The 16,444-nt window shown below is 63.4% G+C and carries 15 protein-coding genes and 2 tRNA genes; 7 read left to right on the plus strand and 10 right to left on the minus strand.

What is annotated here, in order from left to right; translation table 11 throughout:
- Positions 1-29: 29 nt before the first annotated feature.
- Positions 30-959, minus strand: a complete 930-nt coding sequence (locus ACFOOL_RS14535; RefSeq protein ID WP_380097965.1) for an amino acid ABC transporter substrate-binding protein — start codon at positions 957-959, stop codon at positions 30-32.
- Between the two features lie 298 nt (positions 960-1,257).
- Here ACFOOL_RS14535 and metC point away from each other — a divergent pair, with 298 nt between their 5' ends.
- Positions 1,258-2,445 (plus strand): cystathionine beta-lyase, encoded by a 1,188-nt coding sequence (gene metC, locus ACFOOL_RS14540; protein ID WP_380097966.1) that lies wholly within the window; start codon positions 1,258-1,260, stop codon positions 2,443-2,445.
- Here metC and ACFOOL_RS14545 read toward each other — a convergent pair.
- Positions 2,427-3,164: a phosphatase PAP2 family protein gene (locus ACFOOL_RS14545; RefSeq protein ID WP_380097967.1), complete on the minus strand. Its 738-nt coding sequence runs from the start codon at positions 3,162-3,164 to the stop codon at positions 2,427-2,429. The two genes, metC and ACFOOL_RS14545, sit on opposite strands and share 19 nt — an antisense overlap.
- A 100-nt stretch (positions 3,165-3,264) precedes the next feature.
- Here ACFOOL_RS14545 and ACFOOL_RS14550 point away from each other — a divergent pair.
- The 3 genes from ACFOOL_RS14550 (at position 3,265) to ACFOOL_RS14560 (ending at position 4,659) form a co-directional block, all read left to right on the plus strand.
- A tRNA-Pro gene (locus ACFOOL_RS14550) sits at positions 3,265-3,341 on the plus strand.
- A gap of 29 nt (positions 3,342-3,370) precedes the next feature.
- Positions 3,371-3,676, plus strand: coding sequence for an ETC complex I subunit (locus tag ACFOOL_RS14555; protein ID WP_380097969.1), 306 nt, complete (start codon positions 3,371-3,373; stop codon positions 3,674-3,676).
- Between the two features lie 116 nt (positions 3,677-3,792).
- Entirely contained in the window at positions 3,793-4,659 is an 867-nt protein-coding gene (locus ACFOOL_RS14560) for a TraB/GumN family protein (RefSeq protein ID WP_380097970.1), read from the plus strand.
- A gap of 37 nt (positions 4,660-4,696) precedes the next feature.
- On the opposite strand, the gene ACFOOL_RS14565 is transcribed toward ACFOOL_RS14560, so the two are convergent.
- The 8 genes from ACFOOL_RS14565 to ACFOOL_RS14600 form a co-directional block, all read right to left on the minus strand.
- Complete coding sequence (locus tag ACFOOL_RS14565; RefSeq protein ID WP_380097971.1) at positions 4,697-5,848, minus strand: Gfo/Idh/MocA family protein; 1,152 nt, start codon at positions 5,846-5,848, stop codon at positions 4,697-4,699.
- A 129-nt stretch (positions 5,849-5,977) separates the two neighbouring features.
- Positions 5,978-7,036: a sugar phosphate isomerase/epimerase family protein gene (locus ACFOOL_RS14570; protein ID WP_380097973.1), complete on the minus strand. Its 1,059-nt coding sequence runs from the start codon at positions 7,034-7,036 to the stop codon at positions 5,978-5,980.
- Between the two features lie 162 nt (positions 7,037-7,198).
- The gene (locus ACFOOL_RS14575; protein ID WP_380097974.1) at positions 7,199-8,341 is read right to left on the minus strand and encodes a Gfo/Idh/MocA family protein; all 1,143 of its coding nucleotides are present in this window, start codon (positions 8,339-8,341) and stop codon (positions 7,199-7,201) included.
- Between the two features lie 6 nt (positions 8,342-8,347).
- The gene (locus ACFOOL_RS14580; RefSeq protein WP_380097976.1) at positions 8,348-9,097 is read right to left on the minus strand and encodes a sugar phosphate isomerase/epimerase family protein; all 750 of its coding nucleotides are present in this window, start codon (positions 9,095-9,097) and stop codon (positions 8,348-8,350) included.
- Positions 9,098-9,370: 273 nt separating this feature from the next.
- Positions 9,371-10,453 carry an ABC transporter ATP-binding protein gene (locus ACFOOL_RS14585; RefSeq protein WP_380097978.1) on the minus strand — a complete coding sequence of 361 codons (1,083 nt, stop codon included), beginning with the start codon at positions 10,451-10,453 and terminating at the stop codon, positions 9,371-9,373.
- A gap of 6 nt (positions 10,454-10,459) precedes the next feature.
- On the minus strand, positions 10,460-11,377 hold the full coding sequence (locus ACFOOL_RS14590) for a carbohydrate ABC transporter permease (RefSeq protein ID WP_380098024.1): 918 nt from the start codon (positions 11,375-11,377) through the stop codon (positions 10,460-10,462).
- Positions 11,378-11,391: 14 nt separating this feature from the next.
- Entirely contained in the window at positions 11,392-12,333 is a 942-nt protein-coding gene (locus tag ACFOOL_RS14595; protein ID WP_380097979.1) for a carbohydrate ABC transporter permease, read from the minus strand.
- Positions 12,334-12,421: 88 nt separating this feature from the next.
- Positions 12,422-13,660, minus strand: a complete 1,239-nt coding sequence (locus tag ACFOOL_RS14600) for an ABC transporter substrate-binding protein (RefSeq protein WP_380097981.1) — start codon at positions 13,658-13,660, stop codon at positions 12,422-12,424.
- A 222-nt stretch (positions 13,661-13,882) separates the two neighbouring features.
- Here ACFOOL_RS14600 and ACFOOL_RS14605 point away from each other — a divergent pair, with 222 nt between their 5' ends.
- The 3 genes from ACFOOL_RS14605 (at position 13,883) to ACFOOL_RS14615 (ending at position 16,402) form a co-directional block, all read left to right on the plus strand.
- Entirely contained in the window at positions 13,883-14,932 is a 1,050-nt protein-coding gene (locus ACFOOL_RS14605) for a LacI family DNA-binding transcriptional regulator (protein WP_380097983.1), read from the plus strand.
- Between the two features lie 63 nt (positions 14,933-14,995).
- Positions 14,996-15,072: transfer RNA gene (locus tag ACFOOL_RS14610), tRNA-Arg, on the plus strand.
- A 310-nt stretch (positions 15,073-15,382) separates the two neighbouring features.
- Positions 15,383-16,402, plus strand: a complete 1,020-nt coding sequence (locus ACFOOL_RS14615; RefSeq protein ID WP_380097984.1) for a PAS domain S-box protein — start codon at positions 15,383-15,385, stop codon at positions 16,400-16,402.
- Positions 16,403-16,444 lie beyond the last annotated feature (42 nt).

The following is a 16,444-nucleotide window of genomic DNA, read 5'->3' on the forward strand; positions in this document are numbered from 1 at the left end:
AACCGGACTTCGCTGTCCTCAACGACGCCCTAGCGGATGGGCGGGGCGTATTGCAGGCCGCCCTTGTTCCACAGGGCATTGAGGCCGCGCGGCAGGCCGATCGGGCTACTCTCGCCCAGATTGCGATCGAAGCTTTCGCCATAATTGCCGATATGCTTGATGACGCGATAGCCCCAGTCCACCGGCAGGCCGATCGGCGTACCGAAATCGCCTTCGACGCCGAGCAGGCGTTTTACGGCCGGATTGTCCGAGCCGAGCATCTCGTCGATATTGGCCTGGGTCACGCCCAGTTCCTCGGCCTCGAGCAGCGCGAAATACACCCAGCGGTTGATGTTGAACCATTGCTGGTCGCCCTGGCGCACCGATGGCCCCAGCGGCTCCTTGGAGATGGTCTCGGGCAGAAGAACATGGTCGGAGGGATTGGCGAACTTGGTACGATCCGCGGCGAGCTGGGACCCGTCCGAGGTCAGCACGTCGCAGCGGCCGTCCTCATAGGCCTTGAGCACTTCCGGCTTGTCGACGAAGGTAACCGGAGTGAATTCCATTCCATTGGCCGCGAAATACTCGGCGACGTTCAACTCGGTCGTGGTGTCGGCCTCCATGCAGACCGTCTTGCCGTCGAGCTCGAGCGCCGAAGCGATGCCATCGTTCTCGCGTACGAGGAAGCCCTGGCCATCATAATACAGCACGCCGGTGAAGGAGATGCCCATATCGGTATCGCGGCTCATGGTCCAGGTGGTGACGCGCGAGAGAATGTCGACCTCGCCGGCGGACAGGGCCACGAAACGTTCCTGCGAAGTCAGCGGCGTATATCGCACCTTGTCCGGATCATCGAAGATGGCAGCGGCGACCGCGCGGCAGAAGTCCACTTCGAGCCCCGACCAGTTGTTGTTCGCGTCGGGTTGCGACATGCCGGGGACGCCCGAGGTGACGCCACACTGCACGAATCCTTTCGCCATAACGCTATCCAGCGTCGCCGCCTTGGCCGCGGTCCCGACCAAGCCCAACGCGGCAACGACTGCAATCGCTAGGAGCGGTTTTTGCATTTATTCGCCTTTGTCCCCTGCCCTCTGTTCCGGGCCATTTCGAGTCTGTAATTCCCGGACGCATCCCTGCTTTGTCTGCCGGCTAGGATGCTGTTAAACATGCAAACCTCTCTTAGGCGTGACGTCAAGGGCAGGTGGCGCATCAGGACGGCATATCTGTCTCCCGACCGGCCGGATATGCAATGAGATCTGTTTTGAATAGCCTGGAACCATGACCGAAAATTTCCGCCCCGCCGAGACCGAGCCCTCCGTCGAAACGCTTCTCACCCATGCCGGCCGCCGGCCGGAAGACCATTTCGGCTTCGTCAACACCCCGGTGTTCCGCGGCTCGACCGTGCTGTTCAAGACCCTGGCCGACCTCGAGGCCCAGACGCAGCATTATCTTTACGGGCGCGCGGGCAATCCGACCACGGACGGGGTCGAAACCATAGTCAGCGAACTGGAGGGCGCCTATCGGACGAAGCTGGTCCCTTCGGGTCTCGCCGCCATCACCATAGCGCTCATGTCCTGCCTCGAGACCGGCGACGAGGTGCTGATTTCCGACAGCGCCTATGAGCCGGGCCGCAAATTCGCCGACGGCTTTCTCGAACGCATGGGCATCGGCGTACGCTATTACGATCCGCGCTCCGGGGCGGGCCTCGCCGCTCTCATGGGCCCCCGGACCAAGGCGGTGCTGGCCGAAAGCCCCGGATCGCTGACCTTCGAGGTGCAGGACATTCCGGCGCTGGCGGCGGCCGCCCATGCCGGCGGCGCCAGGCTGATCGTCGACAATAGCTGGGCCAGCCCGCTCTATCACCGCCCGCTGGCGCTGGGCGCCGACATCGTCGTCCATGCCGGCACCAAGATGTTCGTGGGCCATTCCGACGCCTTCGCCGGCACCATCTCCACCACCGAGGCGGCCTGGGCCGATGTCGAGCGCATCCGCACGCTGCTGGGCTTCTTCACCTCCGGCGACGAGGCCTTTCTCGTGGCGCGGGGCCTGCGCACCCTCGCCATCCGCATGAAGGAACACCAGGAGCGGGCGCTGCACATCGCCTCCTGGCTGGAGCGCCAGGACGAGGTCTCGGCCGTGCTGCACCCGGCCCTGCCCAGCCATCCCGACCATGAATTATGGAAACGCGATTTCACCGGCTCGGGCAGCCTGTTCGGCTTCGTCCTCAAGCCGGCGCGGCGTGAGGCGGTCGCCGCTTTCGTCGACCACATGCAATTGCTCAGCATGGGGTTTTCATGGGGCGGCTATGAAAGCCTGTGCCTGCCGGTGAACATTTCCCGGGCCCGCACCGTCGAGCCGTGGACGCGCGAGGGCAATCTGTTCCGGCTCCACGTCGGATTCGAGGGGCTGGAAGACCTCAAGGCCGATCTCGCCGCCGCTCTGGAGCGCTACGCCCGCGCCCGCTGAAACAGGCGCGCCACGCCCTCGAACGGCTTGCGGACGATCCGCCCGTCGGGCCGCCGCTCGAACAGCCAGCCCTTGAGCGCGAAGAAATTGCGCACCAGATAGGCGCCCAGCATCCCCACGACGATGCCGGCGAAAACGTCGGTGGGATAGTGCATGCCCACCGGCACCCGCGAAACCGCCACGGCGACGCCAATGACGAGAAACAGCGGGAAAACGCGCGGCCAGACGAAGCCGATGACGAAGGCAAAGGCCACGGCAGTGGTGGAATGGCCGCTGGGGAAGCTCTGGAACGTCCAGTCGTTGAGCAGGTGCTGGAAGGAAAAGGCGCCCGAGGCCTCGAACTCGGTGGGCCGGCTGCGTCCGACCAAGCGCTTGAGCAGATTGGTCAGCAGGCCGGGACCGCCGACCCCCACGAAGACGAAGGCCGAAAGCATGGCCATCTCGCCGGCCGCCTGGCGCCACACGCCGCGCAACGGAAACATGGCGAGGCGCAAAAGGATCATCAGCACTAGGCTGGGAATCAGCATCCAGTCCGACAGGCCGTAATCGGTGATGAAGAAAAACGGCGCCCGCCATGGCTCGGGCCAGCCGATCGCCCCGCGCGAGGCGGCGATATCGACGGCAGCGAGGCCTGCGAGCACGGCGAGCATGGCCAGGAGGAAAAGCGGCCAGGAGGTGCGGCTGAGGCCAAGCGGCCAGGGCTTTTGCAGATCGATCATCCCGGTTTGTCCCCTGCCGCCGCAGGCGCGTCAAGTCGGCCGAGGCGCTTCGACGGCCTTGCCCTTTCAGGGCGAACGCGGTAACGGAAAGGCACGATTTCGGAGTGTAGCTCAGCCTGGTAGAGCACCGGTTTTGGGAACCGGGGGTCCAAAGTTCGAATCTTTGTACTCCGACCAATCGCCCCGCATCGTGTTGAGGACGTCACATGACCGCCCGTATCTACCGCCCGGCCCGAAACGCCATGCAATCCGGCAAGGGCAAGTCCAAGCAGTGGGTCCTGGTCTATGAGCCGACGACCCCGCGCAGCATCGACCCGCTCATGGGCTATACGAGCAGCTCCGACATGCGCCAGCAGGTCCGCCTGTCCTTTGAGACGCAGGAAGACGCCATCGCCTATGCGCAGCGCCACGGCATCGCCTATCACGTGCAGCCCGCGCACGACCCCACGCCCAAGCGCGTCAGCTATCCCGACAATTTCCGGTCCGATCGCAAGACGCCCTGGACGCACTGATTCCCCGCAGGAGAGCGCGACGCTTGTGCGCTGCTTATGCTGTGCGGAAAAGCGCAATTACCCTTTCGGCGCCGATGGGCTAGGATTTTGGACAATCCCTCCCGCCGGAGTTCGCCATGCCTGTCGGTCGTCTCGTCGCTCCCCTGGCCGCCCTGCTGCTGGCCGCCACGCCCGGCCTCGCCGCGCCGGCGCTGTGGCAGGTGAGCGACGCGGACAGCTCCATCTGGGTCTTCGGCTCCGTCCATATGCTGCCCCCGGACACCGACTGGCGCAGCCCGGCGCTCGACAAGATCCTCTCCAAGGCCGATCGCGTCTATTTCGAAACCGATATCGGGCCGGAAGGCCAGGCGCGGATTATCCCGCTGACCTTCGAGCTGGGTTTCAATCGCGACGGGAAACTGCTGAGCGACAAGATCGGGCCGGAACTGACGGCGCGGGTGCGCAGCGCGGCGGAAGAATATTTCATCCCCATGCCGTCCCTGCTCACCATGCAACCCTGGATGGCGGCGACGACGCTGTCGCTGGGGCCGCTGACGAACTCGGGCTACGCGGCGGAGCTGGGCGTGGAAACCGTGCTCTCCGAAGGCCTTCCCGCCGAGCGCAAGGGTTTTCTGGAATCCCCCGAGGAACAGCTCGGCTTCCTGGCCGGCGGCAGCGAGGCGGAGCAGATTTCCATGCTCGAAGCCACGCTCGACACGCTGGACATGATCCAGGACGATATCGGCTTCATGATCGAAGCCTGGCTGGCCGGCGAACCGGAGGCGCTGGGCGAAATCTTCATGGCCCAGATGGGCGGCTATGACGAAGGCATGGTCGAGCGCATCATCGACCGGCGCAACCACAATTGGGTGGCGCAGATCGAAACCATGCTGGCGGAAAACGAAAAGGCCCTACTGGTGGTCGGCGCCGCCCATATGATCGGCGAGGCCAGCGTCATCAGGCTGCTCGAGGCGAGGGGCTTTTCCAGCCAGCGGTTGCAATGAGCGCGACGGTCGCCGCCGCCGCGCCCGAAGCGATGAATCAGACCTCGTCCAGCCGGGTCCACTTGCTGTCGTTCTGGCTGGAGCGGATCGAGGCGGCAATGAACTGCATGCCTTCGACGCCATCTTCCATGCCGGGCAGCAGGCTTTCATAGTCCGCGCCCTCACCCCGGATGACGGCGGCGAACTGGCTGTAGAGCGTGGCGAAGGCTTCCAGATATCCTTCCGGATGGCCGGAGGGAATGCGGACATTCATCGAGGCGGCGGGGGGCACCGAGATGGAGCCGCCGCGCGTCAGCAACTGCTTGGGTTTGCCGAACTCAGTGAACCACATATAGTTCGGGTTGTCCTGCCGCCATTCGAGACCCCCCTTGTCGCCATAGACGCGCAATTGCAGGCCGTTCTCATTGCCCACCGCGACCTGGCTGGCCCAGAGCATGCCCTTGGCCCCGCCGGCGAAGCGCAGCATGATGTTCACGTTGTCGTCGAGCCGGCGCCCCTCGACAAAGGCGGTGAGGTCGGCCGAGACCGCCTCGGTCTCGAGGCCGGTGACGAAACGGGCGAGGTTATAGGCGTGGGTGCCGATATCGCCGATGCAGCCTCCGGCGCCGGACCGGGCCGGATCGGTCCGCCAGGCGGCCTGCTTGTTGTCCTCGCCGGCCGGCTCGGTCAGCCAGTCCTGCGGATATTCGACCTGCACCACGCGCAGTTTGCCCAGCGCGCCCGAAGCCACCAGCTCGCGCGCCTGTCGGACCAGCGGATAGCCGGTGTAATTATGCGTCAGGAGGAATTTGGCGCCGTTCTTCGGCTTGATCTCTGCCAGCTTGCGCGCGTCCTCCAGCGTCGAGGTAACCGGCTTGTCGCAGATCACGTGGATGCCGGCTTCGAGAAACGCCTTGGCCGGGCCGAAATGCATGTGGTTGGGCGTGACGATGGAAACCGCCTCGATGCCGTCCGGACGCGCCGCTTCGGCTTTGGCCATCTCCTCATAGGAGGTGTAGACGCGATCCTCGGCAAGACCGATATTTTTGCCCGACTCCCGGGCCACGTCGGGACGCGACGACAGCGCGCCGGCCACCAGCTCGTAATCCCCGTCGATGCGGGCGGCAATGCGATGCACATAGCCGATAAAGGCCCCCGTACCGCCGCCCACCATGCCCAGGCGAATGCGCCTGGCGCCGTTCTCAGCCATTTGATGCCTCCTCAATATCTATGGTTCGACACCTATCACGGGGTCATTCCCGCGAAAGCGGGAATCCCGGTTGGCGCCGGTAAACAGAGTTTCCCGCTTTCGCGGGAATGACCCTGCTTATGTGACAGCTCAGGACAAGCCCAGCATCTTGCGGTTGGCGGCCTGGTCGGTGCCGCCGCTGGCGAAGTCGTCGAAGGCTTTTTCGGTGACGCGGATGATGTAGCTCTCGATGAGTTCCGCGCCTTCCCTGGCCCCGTCCTCTGGGTGCTTGAGGGCGCATTCCCATTCCAGAACCGCCCAGCCTTTGAAGTCGTTGGCGGCCATCTTGGCGAAGATTGCGGGGAAATCCACCTGGCCGTCACCGATGGAGCGGAAGCGCCCTGCCCGGTTCACCCAGGACTGGAAACCGCCATAGACGCCCTGCCGCCCGGTCGGATTGAACTCGGCGTCCTTGACGTGGAAGGCCCGGATCCGGTCCTTGTAGATATCGATGTAGTCGAGATAGTCGAGCTGCTGCAGAACGAAATGGCTCGGGTCGTAGAGCAGATTGGCCCGGGCGTGGTTGTTCACGCGCTCGAGGAACATCTCGTAGGACACGCCGTCATGCAGGTCCTCGCCGGGATGGATTTCGTAGCAGACGTCGACGCCGGCCTCGTCGAAGGCATCCAGGATCGGAGTCCAGCGGCGCGCCAGCTCGTCGAACGCCTCCTCGACCAGCCCCGCAGGCCGCTGCGGCCACGGATAGATATAGGGCCAGGCCAGCGAGCCCGAAAAGGTGGCGTGGGCATCCAGGCCCAAATTCCGCGACGCCTTGGCGGCGTTGAGCATGGTCTGCACCGCCCATTCCTGCCGCGCCTTCGGGTTGCCGTGGACGCTGGCCGGGGCGAAGCCGTCGAAAGCAGTGTCATAGGCCGGGTGAACCGCCACGAGCTGACCCTGGAGATGAGTCGACAGCTCGGTGATCTCCAGTCCGTGGCTGTTGACGATTCCCCTGATCTCGTCAGCGTAATCCTTGGAACTGGCAGCCTTTTCCAGGTCGATGAAGCTCGAAACCCAGGTCGGAATCTGGACGCCCTTATAGCCGAGCCCCGCCGCCCAGCGGCAGATATTGTCCAGCGTGTCGAAAGGCGCCGCGTCGCCGGCGAACTGCGCCAGGAAAATGGCGGGCCCCTTCAAAGTCGTGGCCATGATCGTCTCCTCTTTCCGCCCCGGCGCGCAGGTGCCGGAGTCCCTCTTCGTGAGCGCGTAGCGCCCCCGCATGGATCAAGAGGCGGCGATCCCCCGCCGCCCCAAAGCTTTCCTTCCGGCAGTTTTGACCGCCATCGGGCACCTGTCAATGATGTACGTCCATCAAGCCCTGAGCAGGGCCTGAGCCTCCTCAATTCCGAGCGCGCGCGGACGCTCGCAGGTAGTGGTGAGCGTCAGCACCTCGCCCGTCTCGCCGGCCTTGAGCAGCCCGGTCATCACCTCCACGACATGCAGCGCCACCTCGATGCCGCAACGCGCCTTTTGCCCGGTCTCGATGGACTGGACCATGTCGGCAAGGCCTGCGCAGCGATAATTGGCGCGCGGCGTATCCTTGTCGACATCCTGGTTCGGCTTGCCGAAGGGATGTGCCCAGGGCTCCACCGGGGTACGAATGCCCTCGATGCCTGTGGTGACCAGGTCGCCGCCGAAGAAATTCGGGTCGGGCACGAAGATCGATCCGTCGGTGCCGTAGAGCTCGATATTGTGGTGGCCATGGGCGGCAACGTCCCAACTCGCGCCTATGGTGACGATGGCGCCATTGTGGAATTCGAGGATGCCGTGGATGGTGGTGGGGGTGCCCACCTTGATGATGCTGCCCTTATAGGGGCCATCGGCGCTGACCACGCGCTCGTTGCGGGCCATGTTGGTGAAGGCGGACAGCCGCTTCACCGGTCCGAGCAAATGCACCAGGTCGGTGATGTAGTACGGGCCCAGATCGAGAATGGGCCCGCCGCCGGGCTGGAAGAAGAAGTCCGGATTGGGATGCCAGTGCTCCATGCCGCGGCTCATCACATGGGTGGTGCCGCTCATGATCTTGCCCAGGCGCCCCGCATCGATGATGTCGCGGGCCTGCTGATGCGCACCGCCCAGGAACGTGTCGGGCGCCGAGCCGACGGCGAGATTGCGCTCGTCCGCCGCCTTCTTGAGGGACAGTCCCTCCTCCACCGACAGGACGAAAGGCTTTTCGGAATAGGCGTGCTTGCCGGCCGAGACGATATCCATCGACACCCGGTAGTGGGTGGAGGGAACGGTCAGGTTGACGATGACGTCCAACTCGCTGTTCTTGAGCAGCTCGTCCGGGGTCTGTGCGGCGACGCCGAACTCCTCGGCCCGCTTGCTGGCTGCCTCGGGAAGAATGTCGGCCACCGCCCGCACCTCGAGCCCCTCGAACAGGGGCGCGAGGCGCAGATAGGCGGAGGAAATATTGCCGGCCCCCATGATGCCGACGCCGTAAGTCTTTGCCATTTCAGCTTACTTCCACTTGCTGGCGGTTGCGATCGAGCGGGTGGCGAAGCGCACCGGATCGGACGGCTTGTCGTGCTCGGCGACGAAATACTGCGCCTTGGTCCGGGCTTTCACCTCGTTGATGAGCTTGTCCCAGCCCACCACGCCGTGACCGATATCGGCCCAGCCGTCCTCATCGGCATTCTCGCCTTCCGGCGCGATGTCCTTGACGTGGACGGCGCTGATGCGGTCGCCATATCTGTCGAACCAGGCCAGCGGGTCGGCCTTGCCGCGAATGACCCAGGCGATGTCGCATTCCCATTCGACCCCGGGCGCGGTGTCGAGGATGATCTCCATCGGCGTGCGGCCAGAGGTCGTGGGCGCGAATTCGAAATCGTGATTGTGCCAGCCGAAGCCATAGCCCTCGGCGCCGAATTTCTCGCCCAGCTCGGCCAGGGTCTCGGCCAGTTCGAGCCATTTGGATTCGTCTTCGCTGCGCTGGTCGGGCATGATGAAGGGGCAGAAAATCCGCTTGACGCCGAGCGCTTCGGCGATCCGGAGGGCGCCGGACGTGTCCTTGAGCTGATCCAGGCCGAAATGGCCGGTCGGCATGGAAAGGCCGTTTTTCTTCAAATCGGCGGCAAGCCCGACCGGATCGGCATAAAGCCCGCCAAAGCCTTCCACCTGCCGGTAGCCGAGCTGGCCGAGCTTGCCGAGAAATTCGGAAAGCGAGGGATAGTTGCGGGCGCTATAGAGCTGGAATGACAACTCGGTCATCTGTGGCCTCTCATAAGGTCGGTGTGGTGCGCAGTCGGATCGGACCCAGAGCTAGCCGGAAGCAGAACCGGCGTCGCCGCCCCCGGACAGATCGACTGCCGCGAAAGTAATGTGGATGCCGGAAACCCGGCGGACGGCGCCCCGTGGGACGCCGCCCGAAGCGATATCGGGCTAGAGCAGCCTGCGTTCTATCGGACGCAGCGTGCCGCTCCAGCTCTTTGCAGGCGCATCGGATTTTCTGAAAACCGCGAATACACTTCTCAGTCCGATGCTCTAAAGCCGGTTCTCGGTCGCGGCGTCGAACAGCGAGCCGCGCGCGATGTCGAAGCCGACATTGACCTTGTCGCCCACCGCCAGCGCCACGTCGCTGCTGCAACGGAAGGTGACGGGCACGCCCGCCACTTTGGTCCAGGCCAGGCTCTCGGAGCCCATGGGCTCGACGATCTCGATTTCGACGTCGGTCTTGAAGGGCATGGCCTGGGCCGCCTCGCCAAGGAAGATATGCTCGGGACGCACACCCAATATCGCCTTGGCGCCGCCGCCGGCGGTGGAGGCATATTCATAGGCGCCTACCGGGATGACGGTGCCGTCATCGGCCACGAAGCTTTCGCCCTCCAGCGTCCCGCCGATGAAGTTCATCGAGGGGGAGCCGATGAATCCGGCGACGTAGAGATTGGTGGGCTTGTTGTAGATGGTGTGCGGATCGGCCAGTTGCTGGATGACGCCGTTCTTCATGATGGCGATGCGGTCGGCCAGCGTCAGCGCCTCGATCTGGTCGTGGGTCACGTAGATCATGGTGTTCTTGAGACGCTGGTGCAGCCGCTTGATCTCGACGCGCAGGTCGCTGCGCAGCTTGGCGTCGAGATTGGACAGCGGCTCGTCGAACAGGAACACCTCCACGTCGCGCACCAGGGCCCGGCCGATGGCGACGCGCTGGCGCTGGCCACCCGAGAGATTGGCCGGCCGGCGGCCCAGCAGCGGCTCGATCTGGAGGATCTCGGCGGCGCGTTTCACCCGCTGGGCGATCTCCTCCTTCTTCATGCCGGCGACGCGCAGGCCGAAGCTGAGGTTCTTTTCCACCGACATCTGCGGATAGAGCGCATAGGACTGGAACACCATGCCGATGCCGCGGTCCTTGGGCTCCTCCCAGGTCACGTTCTTGCCGTTGATGAAAATCTGCCCGTCCGACACGTCCAGCAGCCCTGCAATGCAGTTGAGCAGGGTCGACTTGCCGCAGCCCGAAGGCCCCAGCAGCACGATGAACTCGCCCTGCCTGATGTCGAGATCGAGATGTTCGAGCACTTTCACGCTGCCGAAGCTCAGCGAAAGATCCTTGATTGAAACACTATGCTGCATTCCCGATTATCCCTTGACGGCGCCGGCGGCGACGCCGCGCACGAACAGCTTGCCGGACACGAAATAGATGATCAGCGGCACGAGCCCGGTCAGCACGGTGGCGGCCATGTTGACGTTGTATTCCGGCGTGCCCTGGGCCGAATTGACGATATTGTTGAGCTGCACGGTCATCGGATAGTTCTGCGTGCCCGCAAAGACCACGCCGAACAGGAAGTCGTTCCAGATGCCGGTCACCTGCAGGATCAGCGCCACCACGAAGATCGGCAGCGACATGGGCAGCATGATCTCGAAGAAGATGCGCCAGAACCCGGCCCCGTCGACCCGTGCCGCCTTGAACAGTTCCTGCGGCAGCGACGCGAAATAATTGCGGAACAGCAGCGTCAGGATCGGCATGCCGAAAATGGTGTGGACGAGGATCACCGCCTGCAGCGTGCCGAAAATGCCCAGTTGGCGGGTGATCATCACCAGCGGATAGAGAAACACCTGATAGGGGATGAACGAGCCGAAGATGAGGATGGCGAAGAAGAGTTCCGAGCCCTTGAACCGCCAGTTCACCAGCGCATAGCCGTTCACCGCCGCGATGAAGATCGACACGATGGTCGAGGGAATGGTGATCTTGACCGAATTCCAGAAGCCGGGCGACAGGCCGTTGCAGGTAAGGCCCGTACAGGCGCTGGTCCAGGCCTTCGCCCAAGCGTCGAAACTGATTTCCCTCGGAAGCGCGAAGATATTGCCGAAGCGGATTTCGGGCATCGTCTTGAATGACGTCGCCACCATCACATAGAGCGGAAACAGGAAGTAGAACGAAAACAGCACCAGGATCGAATAGATGACGATCTTCCTGGGCGTGAAGAAGGGACGCGGGCGCGGGCCGCGCGGCTCGATAGCGGTGTCACCCGCCACTGCCGGAGCGGGACCGGCCATGGTTGCGGTCTGGCTCATGCGCGGCGCCCCTTTCCACCGAATTCGAGATAGATCCAGGGGATCATGATGATGATGACGGTGACCAGCATCATGGTAGCCGCGGCCAGTCCCTGGCCGATATTGCCGCCGCTGAACATGTAGTTATAGACATATTTGGCCGGCACTTCCGACGAGATGCCGGGGCCGCCATTGGTCAGCGCCACCACCAGGTCGTAGAGCCGCACGATGCCCGAGCCGATCAGCACGATGGCGGTGATCAGCACGCCCCGCATCATCGGCAGCACGATGGAGACATAGGTGCGCCAGGTGGGAATGCCGTCGACACGCGCCGCCTTCCAGATTTCTTCGTCCACGCCGCGCAGCCCCGCCAGCATGAGCACCATGCAGAAGCCCACCCCCTGCCACAGCCCCGCGATCAGCAGCGCGAACAGCACCATGCGCGAATTGGTGATCCAGTCGAAGGTGAAATTCTCCCAGCCCAGATTGCGCATCGTGCCCTGCAGCCCCAGCGTGGGGTTCATGATCCACTGCCAGACGAGGCCGGTAACGATGAAAGAGAGCGCGAAGGGATAGAGCATGATGGTGCGGAAGGCGCTTTCGAACCGGATTTTCTGGTCCATCAGCACCGCGAGCAGGAAACCCAGGCCCAGGGTGAACACCATGGACATGACGCCATAGGAGATCAGGTTGGTAACCGAGACGTTCCAGCGCGAGGTGGCGAACAGCCGCTCATATTGCTCGAAACCGACGAATTTGCCGGTCGGCAGCAGCCTGGAATTGGTGAGGGAATAATAAACGGTCCAGATCGTGCAGCCGACGAAAACGACCAGTACCGTGGCCATCATCGGCACGGCCGCGACCTTGGCGGGCAGATTGTGCAGGAAGATTTTTTTCAGGAAGCCAGGCCGGCTGACAGTTCCGGTGCCCTCCCCGGTCTCAACGGCTATGTCCGCCATCGGCTCTCTCCATAACGCAGTGGCCGACCCTGTCGAGCAAGGCCGACCACCGCTTTCAGTGATGAAGACTCAATCCCACCGAGCGGGATCAGTCCGCCTGCTCGATGATCGAGGCATAGCGCTCGATATAGTCATCGACGGTGATGCCATCGTCATCGAGGAACTCGGTGTTGAGGTCCTGGAGCTGCTGCTGGGTGTCGCTGGAGAGCGCGAAGTCACCGGAGGGCAGCAGGCCGTTGCCGAGCAGGTCGAGAGCCTTCTTCATGCAAGCATTGGCGCCCGACAGATCGATATCCGTGCGGATCGGCATCGAGCCCTTAACCAGGTTGAAGTTCAACTGGCCTTCTGGCGAGACCAGTATCTTGGCCAGCTCGGTCTGGGCGTCGATCACCGCCTGGTCGGTGCCCTCGGGCAGGACCGGGAAGTAGAAGGAGTCGCCACCGCCGCTGAGCTGGGTGCCCAGGCCCAGGGCCGGCAGGCACTCATAATCCTCGCCGGGAACGCCGCCGGCCACCTGCAGGTCGCCCTGCAGCCAGTCGCCATGGATATTGCCCGCGGCCGTGCCTTCGAGCAGCTGGTTGCCCACATCGCCGAAGGTCGGGACCAGGGTGTCGGGCGAGATCACGCTGCGCAGGTCGTCCAGAGCCTCTGCCACCTCGCGGAATTCGGGGCTGCGGACCGCCTCGGCATCCTTGTCGCGGTTGACGGCGATCAGGAGGTCGGAGCCGCCGATGGCGGCCATCAGCACGCCCGGAATGCCCGAGAAGGGCCAGCCGGTAGCCAGGCCAAAGGGCAGGATACCGGCTTCCTCGAGCGCCGGCCAGGAGGCGACATATTCGTTCCAGTCCGTCGGGACCGGCTGACCGATGGTCTCATAGGCCTTGGTGGAGAGCCACAGCCAGTCCCATGAGTGGATGTTGATCGGCAGACAGTAGAGACCACCCTCATAGCGGCAGGGCTCGAGCAGAGTGTCGTCGACGTAGAAGTCGAGGCCGCCCATCTCTTCGACGATCGGGGTCAGGTCGCGCATCAGGCCGGCCTGGATGAGTTCTTCCGCGTCACGGCCGGTATTCATCTGCGTGGCACCCATCGGATCGCCGCCGATGATGCGGCTGATGATGACGGGGTTGGCGCCGGTGCCCGAGCCGGCAAGCGCGCTGTCCACCCATGTATTGCCGGTCTTTTCTTCAAAGAGCTTGGCGAATTCGGCGATGGCAGCGGCTTCACCGGCCGAAGTCCACCAGTGCGTGACTTCCAGCTCCGCAGCATAGGCGGTGGAGCCGAGGAAAGCGGTTGCCATGGCGGCAACCACTGCGAACTTTTTCATGATTTTGTCCTCCCAACGAACACGAGCTTTCGCTCCGGTGATGCACCAACTGCAAGGCTGCCCTGCGTAAAAAACAACCGGCAACGGTGTGTAATCGATTGCATTACCGCGTCCAAAATGGCTCTGCAATCGATTTCGGAAGTTTCATACACGACTTGCGGACCTGTCAAGATCGATTTAGATCGTGGTAGCCGCCGATGGTGGCAGGGAGCGCCCCCGGAAATGGTTGACATCAGGAAAGTGCCGACGATTCAAGATGTTGCACGTCACGCAAAGGTGTCGACGGCCACCGTCAGCCGTGCCCTTTCTACCCCGGGCCGGGTCAGCGAGGGTACGCGCGCCAGAATTTCCGAGGCCATACGTGCAACGGGCTACACGCTCAACCAGACGGCAAGGTCGCTGCGCCAAAGGACCGCGCGAACCATCCTCGTCGCCCTGCCCGACATCCGCAATCCGTTCTTCTCCTCCATCCTCGACGCCGTCGAACGGGAAGCCAGCGGCCGGGGCTATGGCGTGCTGGTCGTCAATCTTTATCTGGGGCGCGAAACCGCCTGTCGCCTCCAGGACTACATGCTGTCCAACCGGGCCGACGGCCTGCTGCTGCTCGATGGGTCGCTGGACCTGGAAACGCTGCGGGCCATGACCATGGCGCCCCATTCGGTGCCGCTGGTGGTCGCCTGCGAGGAAATCCCGGATGCAGGCTTTCATACCGTGCTGACCGACAATGCCAGGGCCGCCGAACGGGCCACGCGGCATCTGCTGGACCTGGGCCACCGCAAGATCGGCCACCTGCTCGGGCCGGAGCACAATATCGTCTCGCGCGACCGGCTGGCGGGCTTTGCGGCGGCGCTGGAGCAGGCCGGCCTCGCCCCCACGCCGCAATGGCTGTTCCGCGGCAATTTCGAGATGGAAAGCGGCTTTTCCGCCGCGGCGCGCTTCATGTCGCTGTCCGACCGGCCAACGGCGCTGTTCGCCGCCAATGACGAATCGGCCATCGGCTTTCTGTCGGGGTTGCGCCAGCACGGCCTGCAATGCCCGCGCGACATCTCCATCGTCGGTTTCGACGACCTGGGCGTGGCGCCGCATTACTCGCCACCTCTCACCACGATGCGCCAGCCCCGCGAAACCCTGGGACGCATGGCGGCCGAAACCCTTCTCGACGTCATTGAAAACGGCGCCGACGGACGCGAGACGCTGCGCATCGTCCTCAATTCGGAACTGATCGTGCGGGAAAGCACCGCGCATCCGCCGCAGCCCGTTCCCGCGCGATAGCCGCCCAAGGCGATTTCGGGGGTGTATCCCCGGGGCCGAAATGCTGTAAAGAGAGCCCGCTGCGGTCCCGTAGCTCAGCTGGATAGAGCAGCAGCCTTCTAAGCTGTTGGTCGCAGGTTCGAATCCTGCCGGGATCGCCAATTTATCTTAGAATTCCAACAGCTACATGAAAGTGTGGGGATTTTAGTTCCTCTGGAACGGCCGGGCGCTCCCCGCACCCTCGGCCCTTCTTCGTGAACGCTGGTTCTTTCACCATTCGGCTCGTGCTCCTGCTGATCAGCCCATGCCCGAGCCGCCTTTGCCGGGTCTCCAAAAATTGGGAAGCGAGCTGCCAGTCGAGCTTTATCGAGCCCCTGAGATGGAACGAGCTTTTCATCTCTACACCTCCACTAAAATCATGAGATAACCATTCTGCCAGTGTTTCGCAGCATGAGTTATTTGGAGGCTCAGATGGTCGGCGAGGGGGTCGGGGAAATCGGCGATGAGGTCGACATACGAGACTGGCTTGCGGCGCTGATCGATGGGTCCGACGATGCGATCATCAGCAAGGACCTTGCCGGCCGCATCCAAAGTTGGAACACCGGCGCGACCAGGATATTCGGCTATACCGCCGAAGAGGCAATCGGCAAGCCGATCACAATGCTCATTCCGGAGGATCGTCTGGACGAGGAGCCCGGAATCCTCGCGCAAATACGGCGCGGCGAGCGGGTCGATCATTTCGAAACCATCCGGCGCCGCAAGGATGGCTCCGATATCGAGCTCTCCTTGACCATCTCGCCGATACGAAACGCTGCCGGCGTAATCGTCGGCGCCTCCAAGATCGCGCGCGATATCTCCCATAGGCGGCTAAGCGAGGAACGTCTCCACCTGCTGATGGGGGAGATGCAACATCGCATCAAGAACCTGTTCGCGCTCGCCAATGCGATCGTCTCGCTCAGCGCCCGGTCGGGCTCCGCCGTTGATGAGGTCGTGAGCGCCATTCATGCCAGGTTGTCGGCCTTGGCGCGGGCACAGGAATTGACGTTGGGGGATTGGCAGGGCGACGCCCCGGGTGAGGCGTCCGTCGATCTCCTATCCCTGATCAACACCGTACTCGAACCTTATAGGGACGGCGATTGCATAATCGTGGATGGCGTATCAGCCCAAGTCGATGGGAGGGCCGCCACCAGCCTGGCTTTGCTGATCCATGAACTTGCGACCAACGCCGCGAAATATGGGGCACTGTCCGTACCCGAGGGGTGCTTGACGGTCCTCATCGAACATTATGCCGGAGCGACCGTCATTTCGTGGGAAGAAACCGGCGGCCCCAAGCCCGTCCAGACCATATCGCCGGGATTTGGGAGTCGGCTTGAAGCCGGCCTGATCGCGGCGCTCGGCGCCAGGATCACCCGGGATTGGAGCGAATTGGGTTTGCGGGCATCGATCAGCCTGCCGGATAAGGATTCCCACGCGAGCACGGCACAGAATTGATGGAGCGTTTGGCGCCTCCGAGGATTGCGGTCATCCATCCAA

It is taken from the genome of Devosia honganensis, from assembly GCF_042648785.1.
GTDB lineage: Bacteria > Pseudomonadota > Alphaproteobacteria > Rhizobiales > Devosiaceae > Devosia > Devosia honganensis.